This window comes from Halobellus sp. (genome assembly GCF_042218505.1).
Taxonomy (GTDB): domain Archaea; phylum Halobacteriota; class Halobacteria; order Halobacteriales; family Haloferacaceae; genus Haloquadratum.
On the sequence record NZ_JBDGQZ010000050.1, the window covers coordinates 1 to 17,569 of the forward strand.

A 17,569-nucleotide genomic window follows, 5' to 3' on the forward strand; every position below is an offset into this window, starting at 1 on the left:
CGGCGTCGGCGTCGAGGAGCGAACTGAGTCGCTCGTCGTCACCGCTTCGAACGGCTTCGCGTTCCTCCTCGCTCAGGCCGTACTCGTCGAACACGGACTCGGCGTCGGCTTCGAGTTCGACACGCAGTTGATCGTCGCGGACGACTCGGCGCATCAGTTCTGTCAGTCCAGACATACTAATTGGTGGCGAGCCGCACTACTTAAAGGTTTCCGGAAGACTGGCCTGACCCACATAATCCTCCGACGGTTCTGGATCGTTGCCGCTCGAAGAAAACCCACTCACTGCGGGGTCGTGTCCCCTGCTGCCGGTCGTACCTCGGGGAATCCGGACCGTGGCTCCCCACCCTCGCCGACGCGAGATTTATTACTCGGCCTCCGGAACGGATCAGTGATGGGCTTGTCGAAGGAGTGGAAGAGATGGGCGTAGACGCCACCGACGTGTATCGTGTCGGAACGGGTATGGTCGGTACGCAGCAACTCACGCGGGAGGCGTGGACGGCGCTGGAGCACTCTACAGCCGTGTACGTCCAGAATCCGAGCGATCTTGTCATCGAATACTTTCGCGACCAACTCGACGGCGACGTGCACTCGGTGGAAACGCTCTATCGGGAGGGCGAAGCGCGGATCGAGATCTACGACCGAATCGCTGACACGGTCGTCGAAGCGGCCGCCGGGAGCGACGCTCCCATCGCGCTCGCAGTCTACGGCCACCCCTCCGTCGGGTCGAGTGCCGGGTCGCTGCTGGCACAGAAAGCGGCGGAACGCGAGATGACCATCGAGACGATTCCCGGCGTCTCGTCACTCGGGACGCTCCTCGTCGACCTCGGCATCGACCCGCTCGACGGACTCCAACTCCACGAGGCCACCAACCTCCTCATCCACGAGTACGAAATCGACGAACACGTGCCGTTACTGCTCTATCAGGTCGGCGTCGTCGAGACCCGACTGCAGACCTCGAAGGAGAGCGACCTGGAGCGATTCGAACGGCTCAGAACGCATCTCGAAGGCTACTACGGCCCGGACCACGAGGTCGTATTCGCCCGCTCGGCGACGCAGCCGTTCGGCGAACCGAACCTCCGGCGCGTCGAACTGGGCTCGATCGCATCGGTGGCCGACACCGTCACCACGCTGGACTCGCTGTACGTTCCGCCCGTCGGGTCGAAACCGCCGGCGAACGAATCGCTTCTGGAGGCGGTCACGTCCGAAGACCACCTGAACCGCATCACCGACGAAGGGGACTGAGTGATGGATCCGACTCGCCTCACTACGGATGACTGCTGACGAGGACTCTCCGACGTTCGATTTCGAGCAGACCTTCGACCCCGACAACTACCTCCCGCTGTACGAGGACGGCGTTTACGAACTGAGCGCCTCCGAGAACGGAGCGTTGAGTAACTCTGCAGCCGACGCGGAGCACATTGCGGATCTCCTCGACCTCTCGGAGGACGATCATATCCTTGACCTCGCGTGTGGGCACGGCCGCGTCGCGAACGTCCTGGACAAAGCCGGGTACGACATCCACGGGCTGGACGCGTCTCGCGGGCTCTTGGAGGTCGCCCGCGACGAGACGGCCACACCCGCCGGCCCGGCGTACGTGCAGGGTGATATGCGACGGCTGCCGTACGAGGCTGATCGGTTCGACGCCGTTTACAACATCTTCAACAGTTTCGGCTACTTCGCCGACGACGAAAACGAGCAGGTGATCGCCGAGATCGCACGCGTAGTGAACGGCGACGGGCGGGTGTTGATGGAGATCGTCGACCGCGACTTCGTCGTTCGGAACCTTCCCGGGAGTCGCGTGTACGTGAGCGACGATCTCGTCGTTGCCGACGAACTGGCGTTCGACCCTGAGACCGGCCGACAGATCACTGATCGATTCCTCTGGCGGGACGGCGAACGGGTCGATTTCCAGTATTTCCTCCGCCTTTATACCGCGACCGAGATCAGGCGCGTTCTCGAACGCCGCGGGTTGGATGTCGAGCGCCTCTATGGTGACCTTCGCGGTTCGGACTACTCGATCGACACCCGGAGCATCTGTCTGATCGCGCGCCCGGAGTGAGAGTCGTTTCGGTGGCCGTCACTCGCGGGCGTCGTCGTCACTCCTCGCTCTCGTCTTCGTTCTCGTCGTCAGGTCTAGAGAACAGCCAGTTGTACAGGATGAGGTAGTACTTCGCGAGGAACAGCGGCGCGTCCTGGAAGAAGTCGTGACCGTAGTAATCGTAGTCGAACCGCTCTTCGTCCCGCAAGCGATTCATATGTGCACTGACAACGGAGAACGACTTGAGCGTCGACGTGATCCCGACGACGATGATGAGGCCGCCGACGCCGCGCAGAACGGCTTTCCAGGCCCCCGAGAGATCGACGAACTCGTTCCCGACACCGAGCGCGATGACGATGATGCCGATGTAGAGGAGAACCGACCCGTGACGGAGGATCGACCAGCACGACTTGATCTCGACGTTGTTGTGGAGGACGCCCTTCTCGTGGTCCGAGAGGAGAATGGCGCGGAACTGGTCTGAAGACGGAAGTTCCCGGCGGATTCGGCCGTGCTCTCCGAGGACAGTCTGGTAACTGCTCATCATATCGACTCCCGAGAGCTTCTCGAAGTCGAGTGCCGGGGAGTCCCCGAACCCACCGTAGAGCGCCATACTACCATAGGTGTACGACGACAGGAGTAGTGAGACCGAAATGAACCCCATCCCCACAGAGACGAACAGCACCGCACTGACGAACAACTCCTGTGCGGAGAAGATGACCGTCGCGACCCCGCCGAGGAAGACGAGGTTCAACCGGATCATCTTGAACGACTCGTCGTTGATGTTCTCCGCGATGTCGAGTTGCCGGTTGATGATGCGACGGGTCTCGGTGAGCGACTCTTGAACGGTCGAATCCTCGAGTGCGACGGTCTGTACGTCGTCGTCGCTCGCCACCATTCTGTCCGTCTGATCGACGCTGTGGTCCAGTTCGTCTTTCATCGCGGCACCCCCACCGACGAACGGAGCGCCCACTGTCTCCCGCTCCCCAGTGTCCAGTGGTGTCCTCTCATATCTCTGAATTCACCGCTGTGCCCGGTCCCACCGACCGCGTCGTCGACGCACTTCGAGCCGGTGGCCTCGATACTGTCTGTCGCTTCGTTCTTGGCCCATCGATATAAACAGTGTGACCAGCCGAATCGCGAGACACGAGCGTCGTCAGGACCGACAGCTGTTGGGGGAATACGAACGGTATAGTAGTTCGAGGCTCAACTGCACACCGTATGAGTACGATCGACACCTACGACGAATTTCTCGGCCACGTCAATCGGTTGACGAACGTCGGAAACGTCGAGGAACTGCTGTCGTGGGACCAGCAGGTGATGATGCCGTCCGGCGGACAGCCGGCACGCTCGAAGCAGCAGTCCACGCTGTCGTCGCTCGAACACGAACTGCTCACCGACGACGCGCTCGCGGCGTACCTCGACGACGTCGAGGACGACGACCTCGATCCGGAACAGGAAGCCGTCGTTCGCGAGATCCGACGCAAGCAACAGCGCGCTGTGCGGGTCTCGAACGATCTCGTCGAAGAAATCTCGGAGACAACGTCGGACGCTCTGGCCGTCTGGGAGGACGCCAAGGCCGACAGCGACTTCGACGCCTTCGCGCCGACGCTCGAACGGCTGGTCGACCTCAAGCGTGAGTACGCCAGACAGATCGACCCCGACCGCGACCCCTACGAGGTGCTCTTCGAGGAGTACGAGCCGTACCTCGGCATCGACACGACCGAGCGGATCCTCGAACGCCTCCGCGACGAACTGGTCCCCTTGATCGAAGATGTCGAAGCCAGCGACGTCGACCTCGCACAACCCTTCGACGCGACGTACGACGAGGCCGCACAGGCGGAACTGAATCGGGCTGTTCTCGATTCGCTCGGCTACGACTGGGACCGCGGCCGACTCGACACGTCTTCGCACCCCTTCACGCTCGGGACGCAGTTCGACTGCCGGATCACGACCCGGTTCGACGAGTCTGACCCGCTGGACGCGTTGAGTTCGACGATCCACGAGTTCGGCCACGCGACGTACAACCTCGGACTGCCCCAGGAAGACTACGGAACGCCGCTCGGTCAGGACCGTGATCTGGCGGTCCACGAGTCCCAGTCGCGGCTCTGGGAGAACCACGTCGGTCGGTCGCGAGCCTTCTGGGACCTGATCTGGCCGCACATCCAGGAGCATCTCGGCCTCGACGGCGACGCCCGCGCCGGATTCGAGGCTGCAAACCAGATTTACCCGGACAACCGCATCCGCGTCGAAGCCGACGAACTGACCTATCATATGCACATTATCCTCCGGTTCGAGATCGAACGCGACCTGATTCGCGGCGACCTCGAAGTCGAGGACGTGCCCCGAGTCTGGAACGACAAGATGGAGTCGTATCTCGGCGTGCGCCCCGAGAACGACGCGGAAGGCTGCCTCCAGGACATCCACTGGAGCCACGGCTACTTCGGGTACTTCCCGACGTACTCGCTGGGGAGCGTTCTCGCGGCGCAACTTTACGCCCACGCCGAGTCGGGGATCGACGGTCTGGAGGGACAGATCCGCGAGGGCGACTTCGACCCACTGCACGACTGGCTCACCGAACAGGTCTATCAGCACGGCCAGCGGTACACAACGCCTGAACTGATCCGCGAAGCGACAGGTGAGGCGTACACGGCGGAGTACTTCGTCGACTACGTCGAGACGAAGTTCGGCGACCTCTACGAACTGTAGCGACGGCGTGGGGCCGCCGTGAAGTGGTGTCACAACCGACTTCTCCGCCGACACGTTCTCGTCGCCGGCGACGCAAGATGGCGTATGACAGAGATGGAGTACGCCGAAGCGTACGGGGCCCGCGTACCGAAGGTCGGGCTCGGCACGTGGCAACTCACCGGTGAGGCGTGTTACGAAGCGGTCTCGACCGCGCTGGACCTGGGCTACCGCCACATCGACACCGCCCAGTTGTACGAGAACGAGACCGAAGTCGGTCGCGCCATTGAGGACGCCGACGTGGACCGCGAGGAACTGTTCGTGACGACGAAAGTGAGGCCGGGGAACGCCCGATACGACGACGTTCTCGACTCCACCGAGACGAGTCTCGACCGACTCGGAACCGACTCTATCGACCTTCTGCTCCTGCACTGGCCGAACCCGCTTGTCTCGATTGGAGACACGATGGACGCGATGGACCGCCTCGTCGAGGAGGGCCGCGTCGCGAACATCGGCGTCAGCAACTCCCCGCAGATTCTTCTCGAACGGGCGCGTGACGCCGCCGAGACTGACGTGTTGACGAACCAGGTCCAGTTTCACCCGTACAAGCCGCAGCGCAGAATGCTCGGCCACTGTCAGGAGGAGGGAATGCTCCTCACGGGCTACAGCCCCCTGGCCCGCGGGACCGTCTTCGACGACGCTGACGTCCAGCGGATCGCCGAGGAGTACGACCGGACGCGGGCACAGGTCGTTCTTCGCTGGGCGACCCAGCACCGTAACGTCGTGGTCATCCCCAAATCCGCCGACCCGGCGCATCTCGAACAGAACATCGAGATCTTCGATTTCAAACTCACCAGTGCCGAAGTCGATGCCCTCACCAAACCGTCGTTGCTCAAATCGGGCGCGGCGATGCTCGACGGTATGGTGAGCGAACTGCGACCCTGACGGCCCGGCAGATGGATTTTCGCCCGACAGTGCCCGTCGACGCCGCGTGGCTCCTCGTCGGCGGCTGGATCGGTGCCATCGTCGTTGCGTCCGGCATCAACCCGTCGGGAGTGAGCGGCTCCGGAACCGAGTCGCTGTTCGGCGTCGGACTGCCACTCGGTCTCGGTGGTCTCGGGATCGACGTCACTGTGTGGCTCCATTTCGGTGCGTACGCCGTCCTCGCGTGGCTCACTGCGCGCGCTGCCGGGAGCGACGACGCACGGACCGCCCTGTTCGCCCTCGTCGTCGCCTCGGGCGTCGGACTCGCCATCGAGGCGATGCAGGCTACGATCCCGGCTCGGACCGCTAGCGTCGGCGACGCTGTGGTGAATGCGGCCGGGGCGGGCCTCGGTGTCGCGTGGCGACGTGTCACCAGCGCACTCCGGCGCGGAAGCGATCGAGACCGATGAGCGACCCACCCGACGGGCGCGTCGTTTTTATCCGCCGAACGGGAACGAGCGACAGATGTCGGTGATGACGCTCCACCGCCCGGCGCACCGCGACGCGCTCGCCCTGCTGGAGTCTGCGTTCGGCGACGGTCGGATGGTGACGGTCTTCGGCCGGTGCCGCGTCGAGTACGACGGGCGCGCGTCGTCGAGCCTCGGCCCGGGCGACCGACTCGTCGTCTGCAAACCCGACGGGACGATTCTCGTACACACTGACGAACAGCGCGAGCCGGTGAACTGGCAGCCGCCGGGCTGTACCCATCGAGCCAGCGTCCGCGAGGGTCGGCTCCGGATCCGAAGCGAGCGCACGTCGCCTGAAGAGCGCCTCGATGTCGCCTTTGAACGGATCGAGCAGGTATCGGCCTACGAGGTGACAGACCGGAGCGATCTGGCGCTGACCGGGAGCGAGGAGGATCTCCGACAGCGAATCCTCGACGACCCGAGTCTCGTGGAAGTCGGGTTCGAGCCGACGGCGGCCGAGCGCGAGACTGCTGCCGGCCCGGTGGACCTGTTCGGCTCGGACGCCGAGGAGCGGCCGGTCGTCGTCGAGTTGAAGCGCCGCCGCGTCGGGCCGTCGGCGGCGAGCCAACTCACCCGGTACGTCGCCGCCGTCGATGAAGAGTTCCCCGAGACGGGCGTCCGCGGCATTCTCGTCGCGCCGTCCGTGACAGATCGAACGGCGGCGATGCTCGACGAACGGGGACTCGAATTCGTCGCGCTCGAACCCGTCGGCGACGAGGACACGGCGGATGCTTCCGGAGCGTCCCCCGACGACGACGCTGAACCGGGGTAAGTCGGCGGACAGTTCGAAGCGCTTTTAGGTCGTATGGGCGTTCTGTTTCACAAGTAACTATGTCCGACAAACCCGCCTCAATGTACCGGGAACTGTCGAAACCGTCCTACACGCGACGGGAGTACATCACGGGAATCCCTGGGTCGAAGATCGCACAGCACAATATGGGGAATCTCCAGACCGGTCCCCAGGACTACCCGATCCAGATCAGCCTTAGCCTCGAAGAGGAGTGTCAGGTCCGCCACGGTTCGCTTGAGTCGGCGCGGCTGTCGGCGAACCGCGTGATGCTCAAGCAGGTCGGTCAGGAGAACTACAAGATGGTCCTTCGGAAGTTCCCCCACCAGATCCTGCGCGAGAACAAGCAGGCCACCGGGGCGGGTGCGGACCGCGTCTCCGACGGAATGCGACAGGCGTTCGGCAAGCCTGTCGGCACCGCCGCGCGGGTTCAGGCGAACGAGCGCGTGTTCACGATCTACTGCGACCCCGAGGACGCCGACGTCGCGAAGGACGCGCTGCGCCGCGCCTATAACAAGATGTCGCCGCCGTGCCGCATCGAGGTCGAGAAGGGCGAGAAGCTGCTCGTCTCGTAAGCGTCCGCAGCGACGGCCCGACACCCACGCTTTTTGCGCCGCCAGTCCCTTCCGGTAGCCAATGCTCACACTCGCCGTGACGACGACCGCGGAGACGTTCGAGCGGCTCCGCGACCCACTTGCAGCCCGCGACATCGCGGTCGAATATCTACAGGCGGACGAACGTGCGACCGACCTGACTGAACCACCCGCGCGTCGCTTCGACGTCGGGTTCGTCTATCCCAGCCGGCTGATGGCCGGCGGCGTCGTCGACGGGCGGCACGGTATTCCGTGGGTCAACGGTCGTGCTGCTGTCCTCACGTCCCGAAACAAGGCGGGGGTGATTGCCCGACTCGCCCGTGCAGGCCTCCCCACCCCCGACACACACGTGGTCTCGAATCCAGTCGACGACGACGCCGTCGCCGCGGCGGCGAGAGATATCGGCTTCCCGCTCGTCGTCAAACCGAACTCGACGACGCGGGGCATCGGTGTTGCGAAGGCCACCGATCTCGACTCCCTGCTCGGAATCGTCGACTACCTGAACCTCGTTCACGACTACCGCGCGACCGGCGACAAGTCGTACCTGCTTCAGGAGTACTTCCCCGAGGCCCGCGACTACCGGATAATGGTCCTCGACGGCGCGGTTGTCGGCGCTGTCGAGCGCCGCCTGTCGGACGACGCGCGCGGAGCGGGGCGCTGGAAGCATAACGTCCACCGAGGCGCAGAAGCGACGGGCGTCGACGCGCCGGCAGCGCTCCGAACGCTGGCCGTCGAGACTGCAGAAGCGCTCGACATCGACTACCTCGGCGTCGACGTGCTCGTCTCCGGAGGGCGTGCAGTCGTCTCAGAGACAAACGCGCGTCCCACCGTCGACGATGCGAAGTACGACGCGGACTTCTGGGACCGACTGGCGGACCTCATCAGGCGAACGAGCGAGGAAGCCGATTGACTGCGGGTCAGTCCAGGTCGATCGACGCCGACTCGTCGATCTTGTCGAGGGTGACCTGCAGGATCCCGTTGTTGAACGAGGCGCTGGCGCTGTGTTCGTCGACGCGGGTCGGGAGACGGATCCGCTCGTCGTACTCGCGGCGTGGCCCTCCGGCAGAAATCGTGAGTACTTCGCCGTCGCACTGGAGTTCGACGGCGTCCTTCGAGACGCCCGGAAGGTCGGCGACCAGTCGGAGTTCATCGCCCTCGTCGTAGATGTCGACGTGGGTCTCGGAGGCGAATCCGCTGGCATCGCTACCGGTCATTTCGTCCATCATCCGTTCGATCCCGTCGAAAAAGTCGTCAAACGGGTCGTCACGGTCGTCTCTCATCGCTCACTAGTATGGCTGTTCCGATGAAAAGCCTTCTCCCCGCGGCGGAATCAGCCGACCGACGGCTGCACGAACGTGCGAGAATTACTCGACTTACTGCGTGTCTCTTTTTGCGATCGATCGATTCTGCTCGGTCTTCGCGGAACCTTCTCCGCACCCGACTCCGGAAAGTCGGTGTCTCAGGACTTCTTTATCGGCACTTCGGACGATATACCCCCCAACAGCGGGACATAGGGTTTGAAGTATCAGAGGTGAGTAAACTCGGATATGAGTGAAAAATCCGAGACGAACGCCGGGGCGGCTGTGGACGCGCCGGTACGCGTGGCACTGAACGGATTCGGGCGGATCGGCCGCAACGTCCTGCGTGCCGTCCGTGAGGATCCGCGGATCGAACTGGTGGGCATCAACGACGTAATGGACTTCGAAGATATGGCCTATCTCGCGAAGTACGACACGGTGATGGGCCGCCTTGACGGCATCAGCCGCGACGGCGACACGCTCGTCGTCGGCGACAGCGCCGTTCCGCTGTTCAACGTCCAGAACCCCACCGAACTCCCCTGGGACGACCTCAACGTCGACGTCACACTCGAGTGTACGGGCATCTTCCGCACGTACGACGACGCCGCCGCCCACCTCGAAGCGGGCGCAGACAAGGTCGTCATCTCTGCGCCGCCGAAAGGAAATAAGCCGGTGAAACAACTGGTCTACGGCGTCAACCACGACGAGTACGAGGGCCAGGACGTCGTCTCGAACGCCTCCTGTACCACGAACTCGGTCAGTCCCGTCGCAAAGGTCCTCGACGAGGAGTTCGGCATCGAGAGCGGTCTCCTCACCACGGTCCACGCGTACACCGGGAGTCAGACCCTCGTCGACGGCCCGATGGCGAAGACGCGTCGTGGCCGCGGCGCCGCCGAGAACATCGTTCCGACCTCCACCGGCGCAGCGAAGGCGACGACACAGATCCTCCCGCAACTGGCGGGGAAACTCGACGGGATGGCGATCCGCGTCCCGGTGCCGAACGGGTCGATCACTGAACTCGTTGTCGACCTCGAAGCGACCCCGTCGGTCGAGCAACTCAACGAGGCCTTCCGCGACGCTGCCGACTCCGGCCCGCTCGCGGGCGTGCTCGGCTACACGGACGACGAAGTCGTCTCCTCGGACATCTTGGGACTGCCGTTCTCCTCGATGGTCGATCTCAACTCCACGAATCAGGTCAACGATGGCGGTCTCTACAAGATCCTGACGTGGTACGACAACGAGTACGGCTTCTCGAACCGGATGCTCGACGTCGCCAACTTCCTCACATACGGCTGAACCGACGCGGGATCCGACGCCACCTGACCCGGCCAGACCATAACCCATCCCGGATGACCTGACAGACCACGCCCTGATTTGCACCCGATCAGTTCCGACCTGACCAGCCCTTACCTGATCCGACTCGATCCGCTCCGACCCGACTCGATCACCACTAAGTAAGGCCCACGCGACCCCCCACACGCACGCCGATGTCCACTTCCACAGCCACCTTCGACACACTCGACGACCTCGACGCCGGCCAGCGCGTTCTCGTTCGCCTCGATCTGAACTCTCCGATCGAGGACGGCGAACCGCAGGACAACCGCCGCTTCGAGCGACACGCCCGGACCGTCCGCGAACTCGCCGACGCCGGCCACCGAATCGCCCTTCTCGCCCACCAGGGACGCCCCGGCCGCGACGACTTCACCTCCCTCGCCGGGCACGCCGAAATCCTGGCTTCCTCCCTCGATCGAGACGTCGCCTTCGTCGGGGACATCTACGGCGAAACGGCCGTCGATGCCATCGAGGCGCTCGATGCGGGTGAGATACTCCTTCTGGAGAACACCCGGATGTGCGACGACGAACTGCCGGAGGAAGTACCCGAAGCCAAGGCCGACACCGCGTTCGTCCAGTCGCTCGCTCCACACTTCGACGCCTACGTGAACGACGCGTACTCCGCGGCCCACCGCTCGCACGCCTCGGTGGTCGGATTTCCGCTCGTCGTCCCCGCCTACGCCGGCCGCGTGATGGAAACCGAGTACGAGGCCAACACCGCCATCGCCGAGAAGGAGTTCGACGGCCGGGTGACGATGGTCGTCGGCGGCACCAAAGCGACCGACGTGATCGACGTGATGAACAATCTCGGAGGGACGGTCGACGACTTCCTCCTCGGCGGCATCGCGGGCGAACTGTTCCTCCGGGCTGACGGCGCACCCGTCGGCTTCGATCTCGACCCCGAACAGGGCCTCTACGATTCCCAGTGGGCGAGCAATCACGAACTCGTCGAGTCGATGCTCGACGAGCGCCGCGAGCAGATCACGCTGGCGACCGATCTGGCGTACGACGACGGCGGCAGGCGCGCCGAGGAGGTCGTCGCCGACATCGACGAGAAGACCGTCTCCTATCTCGACGTCGGCACCAGTACGGCAGAAGCGTACGCCGACGTCGTCCGCGATTCCGAGGCCGTCTTCGTGAAGGGCGCGCTCGGCGTCTTCGAGGAGGAGCCGTTCTCCGTCGGGACCGTCACGGTGCTGGAAGCCATCGTCGAGACCGACTGCTTCTCGGTCGTCGGCGGCGGCGACACCTCGCGGGCGATCGAGATGTACGGGCTGGGCGAGGCGGACTTCGATCACGTCTCGATCGCCGGCGGCGCGTACATCCGGGCGCTGACCGGCCAGCCGCTGGCGGGCGTCGAGGCGCTGAAGCGCTCCTGAGCGGCGCACCGTCGGCCCCGAATAGATCAGCTCGGAACCGCCCGCCATTACTCCCGCGCGTCGCCGTCGTCCAACAGTGACGAGACGATGAGTCGCTTCACGCCGCGCCGGAGGAGGCCGCTCGCCGCGGGCTGGGAGATCTCCAGTTCGTCGGCGACCTCGCTCAGCGTCGCGTCCCGGGGTTCCTCGAAGTAGCCGGTCTCTAGTGCGACGAGGAGCGCGTCCCGTTGGCTGTCGGTCAGTCCAGCGTCGGTGTGGCCCAGACTCGCGTACTCGTTCACGCGCAGGAGCTCGATGTCGATGCCGTGCTGTCGTGCGTACTCCCAGAGGTGGACCAGCTCCGTTCGATCGGGGATCCACACCGTGAGAAGCCACGCGCGCCCCTCGTTTTTCATATCGAGGATGACGCCGTTCGCGGCCGAGATCACCGGCGAGAGGATCTTCGCCTCGTCGGTGTACTCGAAACTGTAGATCGCCTTCCGATCTCTGGTTTCGATGACCCGCTCGAACGCGCCGACGGTGCGGTCCATCTCCAACCCCGCCTCGAATCGGGCGAATTCGGACGACTCGATGTGATAGAAGAACTTCCCCGACGTCGGGTCGGTCCCCGCCTCCGACACCGACTTGACTTTCGAGCTCCGGTCGTGAGCGACGGTCTGCGTCAGCACTATGTCGGGGTGTTCGGCCCGGACGACCGCCTTGACGTCGGCCATAGTTTAGGGAGGAGTCGGACCGCGTCGAATCCGGCCCCGACCGTTCCTGTGGGGCGCGACGAGATCCGACAGCGTCCTGCCGCTCGTGTCGTCGCGGTGGCCGCGCGGCGGCTTAACTGAGTCGGTCATTGATCATTCGTCCGTATCCGCTCCGGCGTCATCCCGGCGTGAAGCTTGGCCTGTTCGCGGGCGCTGGGGTTGACCGACTGCTTGAACGGGACCTTCGCGATCGTCGCGTAGACGGGCTCGCCGGGCGCTTCGGCGTACTCGTTGGGGAGGTGGACCGCGAACTCCAGATCGAGGTCCGCGTCGCCCGTCTGTCGCAGATTCTTGGGCACGGTGCGGTCCGACTGGTCGACGTCTGGGTGATTGTGTCCCGACATCGGTGGCCTATTTCGGGGGGTCGACGCGGTGTCTGAACAGCCACTCCCAGAGACGCGTGAGGCGGTCGGCCTCGGCCGGCGGGGTGATCCCAGCCGGGAGGTAGACCGCGATGTCGGTCGCGCTGTCCCGATCGGTGGCACGAGTGTGTTCTGCCATACGGGAGAACGAAGGGGCCGTGACCGCATCGGTCTGTAGCTTAATCGTATAACCTGCTTATACCGGGGCGGTCTTCGCGGCCCCCGACATCCGAACGTCGGTCGCTCGTTCCGAGTCTCTGAGCCGGGCATCGCCGAAGCGCTGAAGCGCCCGCCCGCCGAACCGACGCCTATGCTCGTCGGGCTCTGTTCTGACACGCACGACAACCTCGATCTGGCTCGGGACGCAGTCGAGACGTTCGAGGAACGCGGCGTCGACACCGTCGTTCACTGCGGCGACATCGTAGCGCCGTTCACTGCCTCGGTGTTCGACGCCGACTTCGCGTTCCACGCCGTCCGCGGCAACAATGACGGCGAGTGGGCCCTGGCCGAGACGATCGACGAGTTCGGCACGTACCACGGCGAGAGCGCCGCGCTGACGTTCGACGGCGTCGACGTCGCGGTCTACCACGGGACGAGCGAACAGCTCGTCGACGCCCTCGTCGCCTCGGGCGACTACGACTTCGTCGTCCGCGGCCACACCCACGAGCGGACGCACGAGGAACGCGCCGGAACCGTCCACCTCAACCCCGGCGGCCTCCCCTTCACCAGCGCGGACGACGCGTACCACGTCGCAATTCTCGATACGGACGCCGAGTCCATCGATTTCGTCGAACTGTCGGGGTAGTCGCGCGACGATTCACGACCCGGGGAGGATGTCGCCGAGCGCGCCGCCGACGCTCATCGGCACGAACGCGACGACGATGTCCGAGAACGCTATGACGGGCCTCGCCCAGTCGACGCGGCCCCAGGCGGTCATCACCACGGCCGCGGTGAGAAACGCGACGCCGAGGACGCCCACGAGTCGGCGCGGGAAGACCCCGAGGAGCGGTTCGTGAACGCGGACGTCCTGGATGTCGGCCACGTAGAGGATGCCGACCACGAGGCCGATGGCGGCGAGGATCGTGCCGACGAGCGAGACCGGGTGCGCGGCGAGGAAGTGCCCCACCTCGTTCGTCCCGCCCTCAACGAACATTGGGACCCCAAATAGCACTGACCCGAGGAACGCCTCCGCGAGGTCTCCGCGGTCGTATCCGTGGATAACGCGTCCGAACACGGCTGTCTCGTTGGCGGCCGCGACGGCCGCGCGACGAGCGGATCGAACGCGCTCGCGCTCGTCGGGCGAGTCCACGGCTTCGGCGAGCGTGTCGAACTCTGCGAGCAGTCGCTCCATCTCGTCGGCCGCCGGGTCGGCCCCGTCCGGCCCGACGTGTGCCTCTGCGTCGTCCGCAGTGTTCGAGCGGTCGTCGGCCATATCCCCGACCACGGCGGAACTGGTGATAAATGTCGGCTGACCTCGTGGTGCAAGGGAGTCAGAGACCGCTGGCCAGTCCGGGAACTGAAGCGATTCGAGAAACGCTGGAGTCGGCTGTGAACCCTCGGGTCAGTCGTCGGCTCTGCTGGCCTCTACCTGATCGGCACCGAAGCCGGAGGGGTCGCCGGAGAGACCGACGCCGAGCGTCTCGTTCGTGCGGCGGATGCTCTCGGTGGCGCCGGCGGTCTCGGTGACCGCGCGGATCGCATCGACGTTCTCGGGGACGACGTCGGACTCCTGATGGATCGCCTGGAAGAGATAGAGGTCGCGGCCCTCGGTCGCGATCGACTCGCCCCACAGACAGTTCTCCCAGAGGTCGCCGCGCGGTCGGCCGGCGTCCAGCGCGAAGTCTTTGAGTTTGCCAGCCCCGTCGAGGCCGATCCCTTCGGGAATGACGTAGATCCGGGACTGCTCGTCGAGGAGTTGCCGGACGTGCGCAGCGGTCACGTCGGTCTCCAGCGTGACGTTGAGCGCGTGGACGTGCATCAGCGTCGCCGGGACCTTCAGTCCCATCGTATCGATCGACAGGCCGGGGAAAATCGTCTGGACGTCGGGGCCGTGGTGGGAGGGGATTTCGATCGGGTTCGGGAGGATGTCGTTGATCGGCCCACGTGTATTCTGGCTCGGGTCGCCGCCGCGCCGCACCAGCGTCGCTCGGACCTTCTCGACGCCGTACTCCTCCTCCAGGGGAGCCACGACGCGTGAGAGCCCGGTCGTGTTACAGGAGACGACTCGAACGGAGTCGGCACCACGGGCCTTGTCGTAGTTCGAGCGGGCGTTGAAACTCGTCTCGGCGACGCCGGCGTCTTCGCCGCCCTGGAAGATCGCGGGCGTGTGGTAGGAGGCGTATAGTGACTTGTTGTCCGCACCGATACCTGACGGCGTGGCGTCGACCATCACGTCGACGTCAGCGACCAGTTCGTCGACGACGCCAGCGGTCTCGATGCCGGCCTCCGCGAACAGCGGGGCACGCTCTGGAATCGCCGTATACATCGGGTAGCCGAGTTCTACGGCGGTGTGAGCCTCGAAATTTGGCTGTGTCTTGGCGACCCCAGCGACCGTCATATCGGGCTGGGCCTCGACGGCGTCGGCTACGCGTTTGCCGATTGTCCCGTAGCCGTTGACACCCACTCGTATCATTACCGAGGAGTCGGACGACCACACCCATAGTTATTTCGGAGCGTCGCCTCAAGCAATTAACTCTTGCACGAGTAACCCGGGTTATTTTTGCAGATACGAGTAGTACGAAACCGAATAATTGCAAGCATTGCCAGTAAATAATCCGGTTGCAGGGATGCCAACCCCTAACTCCGCGGAGTCCCGACAATGGCATATGTTGAACGACGGACTCGCAGCCGCGGCGACGACGGCGGTCGAGCAGTGTATGGCTCTCGACAGTTCGGAGTCCTGCGTCGTGGTCACCGACGACAAGCGACGCCCGATCGGCGAGGCGCTCTACGAGGTGGCCGCAGCGATCACCGACGACGCAGCGCTGCTTCAGTACCCGCCGGGAACCCAACACGGTGAGGAGCCGCCAACGCCCGTACCGGCCGCGATGGCTGACGCAGACGTGTTTCTCGCGCCGACGACTAAAAGCGTGAGTCACACTCGCGCCCGGGGCGACGCCTGCGATGCTGGCGCGCGCGGCGCGACGCTCCCCGGAATTACCGAGGACGTGTTCACGACGGGGCTCGACGCCGACTACGACACCATCGCCGCGCACTGCCGCGACGTCCTCCCGCAGGTCGAGGACGCCGACGAGATCCGGGTCACATCCCCGGCCGGAACGGACATTACCTTCGAACCCGGCGGCCGCGAGTGGCACGCCGACACTGGCATCGTCCACGAACCGGGCGACTTTTCGAATCTCCCCGCTGGCGAAGTGTTCGTCTCGCCGGCGAACGCGAACGGGACGTACGTCGTCGACGGGACGATGCGGCCACACGGACTGCTCGAACCGGGGCAGCAACTCCGCTTCGAGGTCGAAGACGGCTTCGTGACCGAGATCTCCGACGACGAGATCCGCGAGCAGGTCGAGACGGGGGCCGAAGAGGTGGGGCGCGACGCCTACAACCTCGCGGAACTGGGCATCGGCACCAACGTGGGCGTGACCGAACTCGTCGGCTCCGTGCTCCTCGACGAGAAAGCCGCCGGGACCGTCCACATCGCGATCGGCGACGACGCCGGAATCGGCGGCGACACCGACGCGCCGCTGCATCTCGACGGGATCGTCCGGGAGCCTACGGTCATAGCCGACGGCGAGGAAGTGGCCCTCCCGCAACCGGAATAAAACCGAGTCAGACCTCGAAGCCCGACCGGAGAGGTCGATTCATCACTGGTACGGCTGTCTCAGCCCCCGACTGGCCGCGTTCGTGCCCCGCGCTCTGACGGCCGAACGCCACGAACCGGTCAGTCACTCACTGAAAATCGTACGTAACTCCGGTCAACCCCTCGCTTGTCTTCCAGAGCCGCTTGGCATCGGCTTCGTCGTACGAGGCCTCGCTGGAGGACTGCTTCTCAGGCGCGCCGCGCATACTCATCAACCCGTCCGGGCCGTAGTAGTCGCCGCCCTGCACGTCGGGGGCGACTGCCGAATACAGCAGTGGCAACGCGCCCCTCTGCGCTGATTGACCCATCACCGCGTTGGCGGCCCTCATCATCCCCATCCGCAGCATCGACTCCTCCTGCTTCGGGCCGCGGTACTGGAGGTTCGTCGCCGCGTACCCCGGATGACAGGCCACGCTGATCGTCTCGGTGATGTCGGCCGCTGCCAACCGGCGCTGCAGTTCGTAGGCGAACAGGAGGTTGGCCAGTTTGCTTTGGCTGTACGCCGCCCACTTCCCGTAGGACTGTTGATGATGCAGGTCGTCGAAGTCGATCTCGCCGGACTCGTGGGCGCCACTGGAGTGCGTGACGATCCGGCTTTCTCCGTCGCTTGCGAAGAGCAACTCCAGCACGTGACCGGTGAGCGCGAAGTGGCCGAGGTGGTTCACCCCGAGTTGTTTCTCGAAGCCGTCGTCGGTCTCCTGTCGGGGGATCGCCATCACACCGGCGTTGTTACAGAGTATGTCGATGGCGTCGTACGCTTGCTCGACACCGGCCGCGAAGGACTCGATCGAATCGAGCGACGCCAGATCGCACTGTCGGACGTTTAGGGTGCCCCCAGTGTCGCCAACGCTGTCGCGGATCTCCGCGGCCGCCTGTCGTCCGCGATCAGTGCTCCGGCAGGCCATAATCACGGTCGCTCCGTTGGCCGCGAAGGCCGTCGTCGCCTCAAACCCCAGTCCGCTGTTGGCTCCCGTGATCAAAACGGTCGTGTCCGTACAGTCCGGCATTCGATCGATCGTCCACGCTGATGCCATTGCTACTGCTAGCCCAGCAGTACATAGGAGCCTTCCGCTAC

General features: G+C 64.6%; 19 protein-coding genes and 1 pseudogene. 12 read left to right on the top strand and 8 right to left on the bottom strand.

From position 1 onward, the window contains the following. Positions 1-417 precede the first annotated feature (417 nt). Both ABEI27_RS13010 and ABEI27_RS13015 read left to right on the top strand, forming a co-directional pair. A complete protein-coding gene (locus ABEI27_RS13010) occupies positions 418-1,242 on the top strand; it encodes an SAM-dependent methyltransferase (protein ID WP_375799835.1) in 825 nt (274 codons plus the stop codon). Positions 1,243-1,270: 28 nt separating this feature from the next. Next, positions 1,271-2,059 (top strand): class I SAM-dependent methyltransferase, encoded by a 789-nt coding sequence (locus tag ABEI27_RS13015; RefSeq protein ID WP_375799836.1) that lies wholly within the window; start codon positions 1,271-1,273, stop codon positions 2,057-2,059. A gap of 37 nt (positions 2,060-2,096) precedes the next feature. On the opposite strand, the gene ABEI27_RS13020 is transcribed toward ABEI27_RS13015, so the two are convergent. Beyond that, positions 2,097-2,975 carry a hypothetical protein gene (locus ABEI27_RS13020; protein WP_375799837.1) on the bottom strand — a complete coding sequence of 293 codons (879 nt, stop codon included), beginning with the start codon at positions 2,973-2,975 and terminating at the stop codon, positions 2,097-2,099. A 281-nt stretch (positions 2,976-3,256) separates the two neighbouring features. Between ABEI27_RS13020 and ABEI27_RS13025 the strand changes: the two genes are divergently transcribed. The 6 genes from ABEI27_RS13025 to ABEI27_RS13050 all read left to right on the top strand — a co-directional run bounded on the left by ABEI27_RS13025 (position 3,257) and on the right by ABEI27_RS13050 (position 8,461). Then, positions 3,257-4,744: a carboxypeptidase M32 gene (locus tag ABEI27_RS13025; protein WP_375799838.1), complete on the top strand. Its 1,488-nt coding sequence runs from the start codon at positions 3,257-3,259 to the stop codon at positions 4,742-4,744. Positions 4,745-4,828: 84 nt separating this feature from the next. Next, entirely contained in the window at positions 4,829-5,665 is an 837-nt protein-coding gene (locus ABEI27_RS13030) for an aldo/keto reductase (protein ID WP_375799839.1), read from the top strand. A gap of 11 nt (positions 5,666-5,676) precedes the next feature. Further along, a complete protein-coding gene (locus tag ABEI27_RS13035; protein ID WP_375799840.1) occupies positions 5,677-6,114 on the top strand; it encodes a VanZ family protein in 438 nt (145 codons plus the stop codon). Positions 6,115-6,169: 55 nt separating this feature from the next. Continuing rightward, complete coding sequence (nucS, locus tag ABEI27_RS13040; protein ID WP_375799841.1) at positions 6,170-6,943, top strand: endonuclease NucS; 774 nt, start codon at positions 6,170-6,172, stop codon at positions 6,941-6,943. A 59-nt stretch (positions 6,944-7,002) separates the two neighbouring features. Next, a complete protein-coding gene (locus ABEI27_RS13045) occupies positions 7,003-7,533 on the top strand; it encodes a 50S ribosomal protein L16 (RefSeq protein ID WP_375799842.1) in 531 nt (176 codons plus the stop codon). Positions 7,534-7,594: 61 nt separating this feature from the next. Further along, positions 7,595-8,461 carry a RimK family alpha-L-glutamate ligase gene (locus tag ABEI27_RS13050; protein WP_375799843.1) on the top strand — a complete coding sequence of 289 codons (867 nt, stop codon included), beginning with the start codon at positions 7,595-7,597 and terminating at the stop codon, positions 8,459-8,461. Between the two features lie 7 nt (positions 8,462-8,468). Here ABEI27_RS13050 and ABEI27_RS13055 read toward each other — a convergent pair whose 3' ends face one another. Beyond that, a complete protein-coding gene (locus ABEI27_RS13055; RefSeq protein ID WP_375799844.1) occupies positions 8,469-8,831 on the bottom strand; it encodes an Hsp20/alpha crystallin family protein in 363 nt (120 codons plus the stop codon). A gap of 267 nt (positions 8,832-9,098) precedes the next feature. Between ABEI27_RS13055 and gap the strand changes: the two genes are divergently transcribed. Both gap and ABEI27_RS13065 read left to right on the top strand, forming a co-directional pair. Next, positions 9,099-10,145: a type I glyceraldehyde-3-phosphate dehydrogenase gene (gene gap / locus ABEI27_RS13060; RefSeq protein ID WP_375799845.1), complete on the top strand. Its 1,047-nt coding sequence runs from the start codon at positions 9,099-9,101 to the stop codon at positions 10,143-10,145. Positions 10,146-10,336: 191 nt separating this feature from the next. After that, a complete protein-coding gene (locus ABEI27_RS13065; RefSeq protein ID WP_375799846.1) occupies positions 10,337-11,560 on the top strand; it encodes a phosphoglycerate kinase in 1,224 nt (407 codons plus the stop codon). A gap of 47 nt (positions 11,561-11,607) precedes the next feature. Here the strand turns inward: ABEI27_RS13065 and ABEI27_RS13070 are convergent, their stop codons facing one another. From ABEI27_RS13070 to ABEI27_RS13080, 3 genes and pseudogenes are all read right to left on the bottom strand, one after another. Beyond that, positions 11,608-12,273 carry a helix-turn-helix domain-containing protein gene (locus ABEI27_RS13070; protein ID WP_375799847.1) on the bottom strand — a complete coding sequence of 222 codons (666 nt, stop codon included), beginning with the start codon at positions 12,271-12,273 and terminating at the stop codon, positions 11,608-11,610. 125 nt (positions 12,274-12,398) lie between these two features. Beyond that, positions 12,399-12,584: pseudogene (locus tag ABEI27_RS13075) on the bottom strand (hypothetical protein); the annotation flags it as partial. Between the two features lie 79 nt (positions 12,585-12,663). Then, a complete protein-coding gene (locus ABEI27_RS13080; RefSeq protein WP_375799848.1) occupies positions 12,664-12,813 on the bottom strand; it encodes a hypothetical protein in 150 nt (49 codons plus the stop codon). 171 nt (positions 12,814-12,984) lie between these two features. Here ABEI27_RS13080 and ABEI27_RS13085 point away from each other — a divergent pair, with 171 nt between their 5' ends. After that, positions 12,985-13,479: a metallophosphoesterase gene (locus tag ABEI27_RS13085; RefSeq protein WP_375799849.1), complete on the top strand. Its 495-nt coding sequence runs from the start codon at positions 12,985-12,987 to the stop codon at positions 13,477-13,479. Positions 13,480-13,491: 12 nt separating this feature from the next. Here the strand turns inward: ABEI27_RS13085 and ABEI27_RS13090 are convergent, their stop codons facing one another. Further along, complete coding sequence (locus tag ABEI27_RS13090) at positions 13,492-14,106, bottom strand: DUF2391 domain-containing protein (RefSeq protein ID WP_375799850.1); 615 nt, start codon at positions 14,104-14,106, stop codon at positions 13,492-13,494. A 129-nt stretch (positions 14,107-14,235) separates the two neighbouring features. Beyond that, a complete protein-coding gene (locus ABEI27_RS13095) occupies positions 14,236-15,306 on the bottom strand; it encodes a type II glyceraldehyde-3-phosphate dehydrogenase (protein WP_375799851.1) in 1,071 nt (356 codons plus the stop codon). A 193-nt stretch (positions 15,307-15,499) separates the two neighbouring features. Between ABEI27_RS13095 and ABEI27_RS13100 the strand changes: the two genes are divergently transcribed. Continuing rightward, on the top strand, positions 15,500-16,456 hold the full coding sequence (locus ABEI27_RS13100; protein WP_375799852.1) for an aminopeptidase: 957 nt from the start codon (positions 15,500-15,502) through the stop codon (positions 16,454-16,456). A gap of 127 nt (positions 16,457-16,583) precedes the next feature. On the opposite strand, the gene ABEI27_RS13105 is transcribed toward ABEI27_RS13100, so the two are convergent. After that, on the bottom strand, positions 16,584-17,528 hold the full coding sequence (locus tag ABEI27_RS13105) for an oxidoreductase (RefSeq protein WP_375799853.1): 945 nt from the start codon (positions 17,526-17,528) through the stop codon (positions 16,584-16,586). Between the last annotated feature and the right edge of the window lie 41 nt (positions 17,529-17,569).

Excerpts from the sequence above, each read along its gene's own strand:
- ABEI27_RS13010 (WP_375799835.1), top strand. The coding sequence starts at position 418 with ATGGGCGTAGACGCCACCGACGTGTATCGTGTCGGAACGGGTATGGTC.
- ABEI27_RS13045 (WP_375799842.1), top strand. The coding sequence starts at position 7,003 with ATGTCCGACAAACCCGCCTCAATGTACCGGGAACTGTCGAAACCGTCC.
- ABEI27_RS13100 (WP_375799852.1), top strand. The coding sequence starts at position 15,500 with ATGTTGAACGACGGACTCGCAGCCGCGGCGACGACGGCGGTCGAGCAG.
- nucS (WP_375799841.1), top strand. The coding sequence starts at position 6,170 with ATGTCGGTGATGACGCTCCACCGCCCGGCGCACCGCGACGCGCTCGCC.
- ABEI27_RS13065 (WP_375799846.1), top strand. The coding sequence starts at position 10,337 with ATGTCCACTTCCACAGCCACCTTCGACACACTCGACGACCTCGACGCC.
- ABEI27_RS13025 (WP_375799838.1), top strand. The coding sequence starts at position 3,257 with ATGAGTACGATCGACACCTACGACGAATTTCTCGGCCACGTCAATCGG.
- ABEI27_RS13095 (WP_375799851.1), bottom strand. The coding sequence starts at position 15,306 with ATGATACGAGTGGGTGTCAACGGCTACGGGACAATCGGCAAACGCGTA.
- ABEI27_RS13020 (WP_375799837.1), bottom strand. The coding sequence starts at position 2,975 with ATGAAAGACGAACTGGACCACAGCGTCGATCAGACGGACAGAATGGTG.
- ABEI27_RS13050 (WP_375799843.1), top strand. The coding sequence starts at position 7,595 with ATGCTCACACTCGCCGTGACGACGACCGCGGAGACGTTCGAGCGGCTC.
- ABEI27_RS13015 (WP_375799836.1), top strand. The coding sequence starts at position 1,271 with ATGACTGCTGACGAGGACTCTCCGACGTTCGATTTCGAGCAGACCTTC.
- ABEI27_RS13030 (WP_375799839.1), top strand. The coding sequence starts at position 4,829 with ATGACAGAGATGGAGTACGCCGAAGCGTACGGGGCCCGCGTACCGAAG.
- ABEI27_RS13080 (WP_375799848.1), bottom strand. The coding sequence starts at position 12,813 with ATGGCAGAACACACTCGTGCCACCGATCGGGACAGCGCGACCGACATC.
- ABEI27_RS13055 (WP_375799844.1), bottom strand. The coding sequence starts at position 8,831 with ATGAGAGACGACCGTGACGACCCGTTTGACGACTTTTTCGACGGGATC.
- ABEI27_RS13070 (WP_375799847.1), bottom strand. The coding sequence starts at position 12,273 with ATGGCCGACGTCAAGGCGGTCGTCCGGGCCGAACACCCCGACATAGTG.
- gap (WP_375799845.1), top strand. The coding sequence starts at position 9,099 with ATGAGTGAAAAATCCGAGACGAACGCCGGGGCGGCTGTGGACGCGCCG.
- ABEI27_RS13035 (WP_375799840.1), top strand. The coding sequence starts at position 5,677 with ATGGATTTTCGCCCGACAGTGCCCGTCGACGCCGCGTGGCTCCTCGTC.
- ABEI27_RS13090 (WP_375799850.1), bottom strand. The coding sequence starts at position 14,106 with ATGGCCGACGACCGCTCGAACACTGCGGACGACGCAGAGGCACACGTC.
- ABEI27_RS13085 (WP_375799849.1), top strand. The coding sequence starts at position 12,985 with ATGCTCGTCGGGCTCTGTTCTGACACGCACGACAACCTCGATCTGGCT.
- ABEI27_RS13105 (WP_375799853.1), bottom strand. The coding sequence starts at position 17,528 with ATGGCATCAGCGTGGACGATCGATCGAATGCCGGACTGTACGGACACG.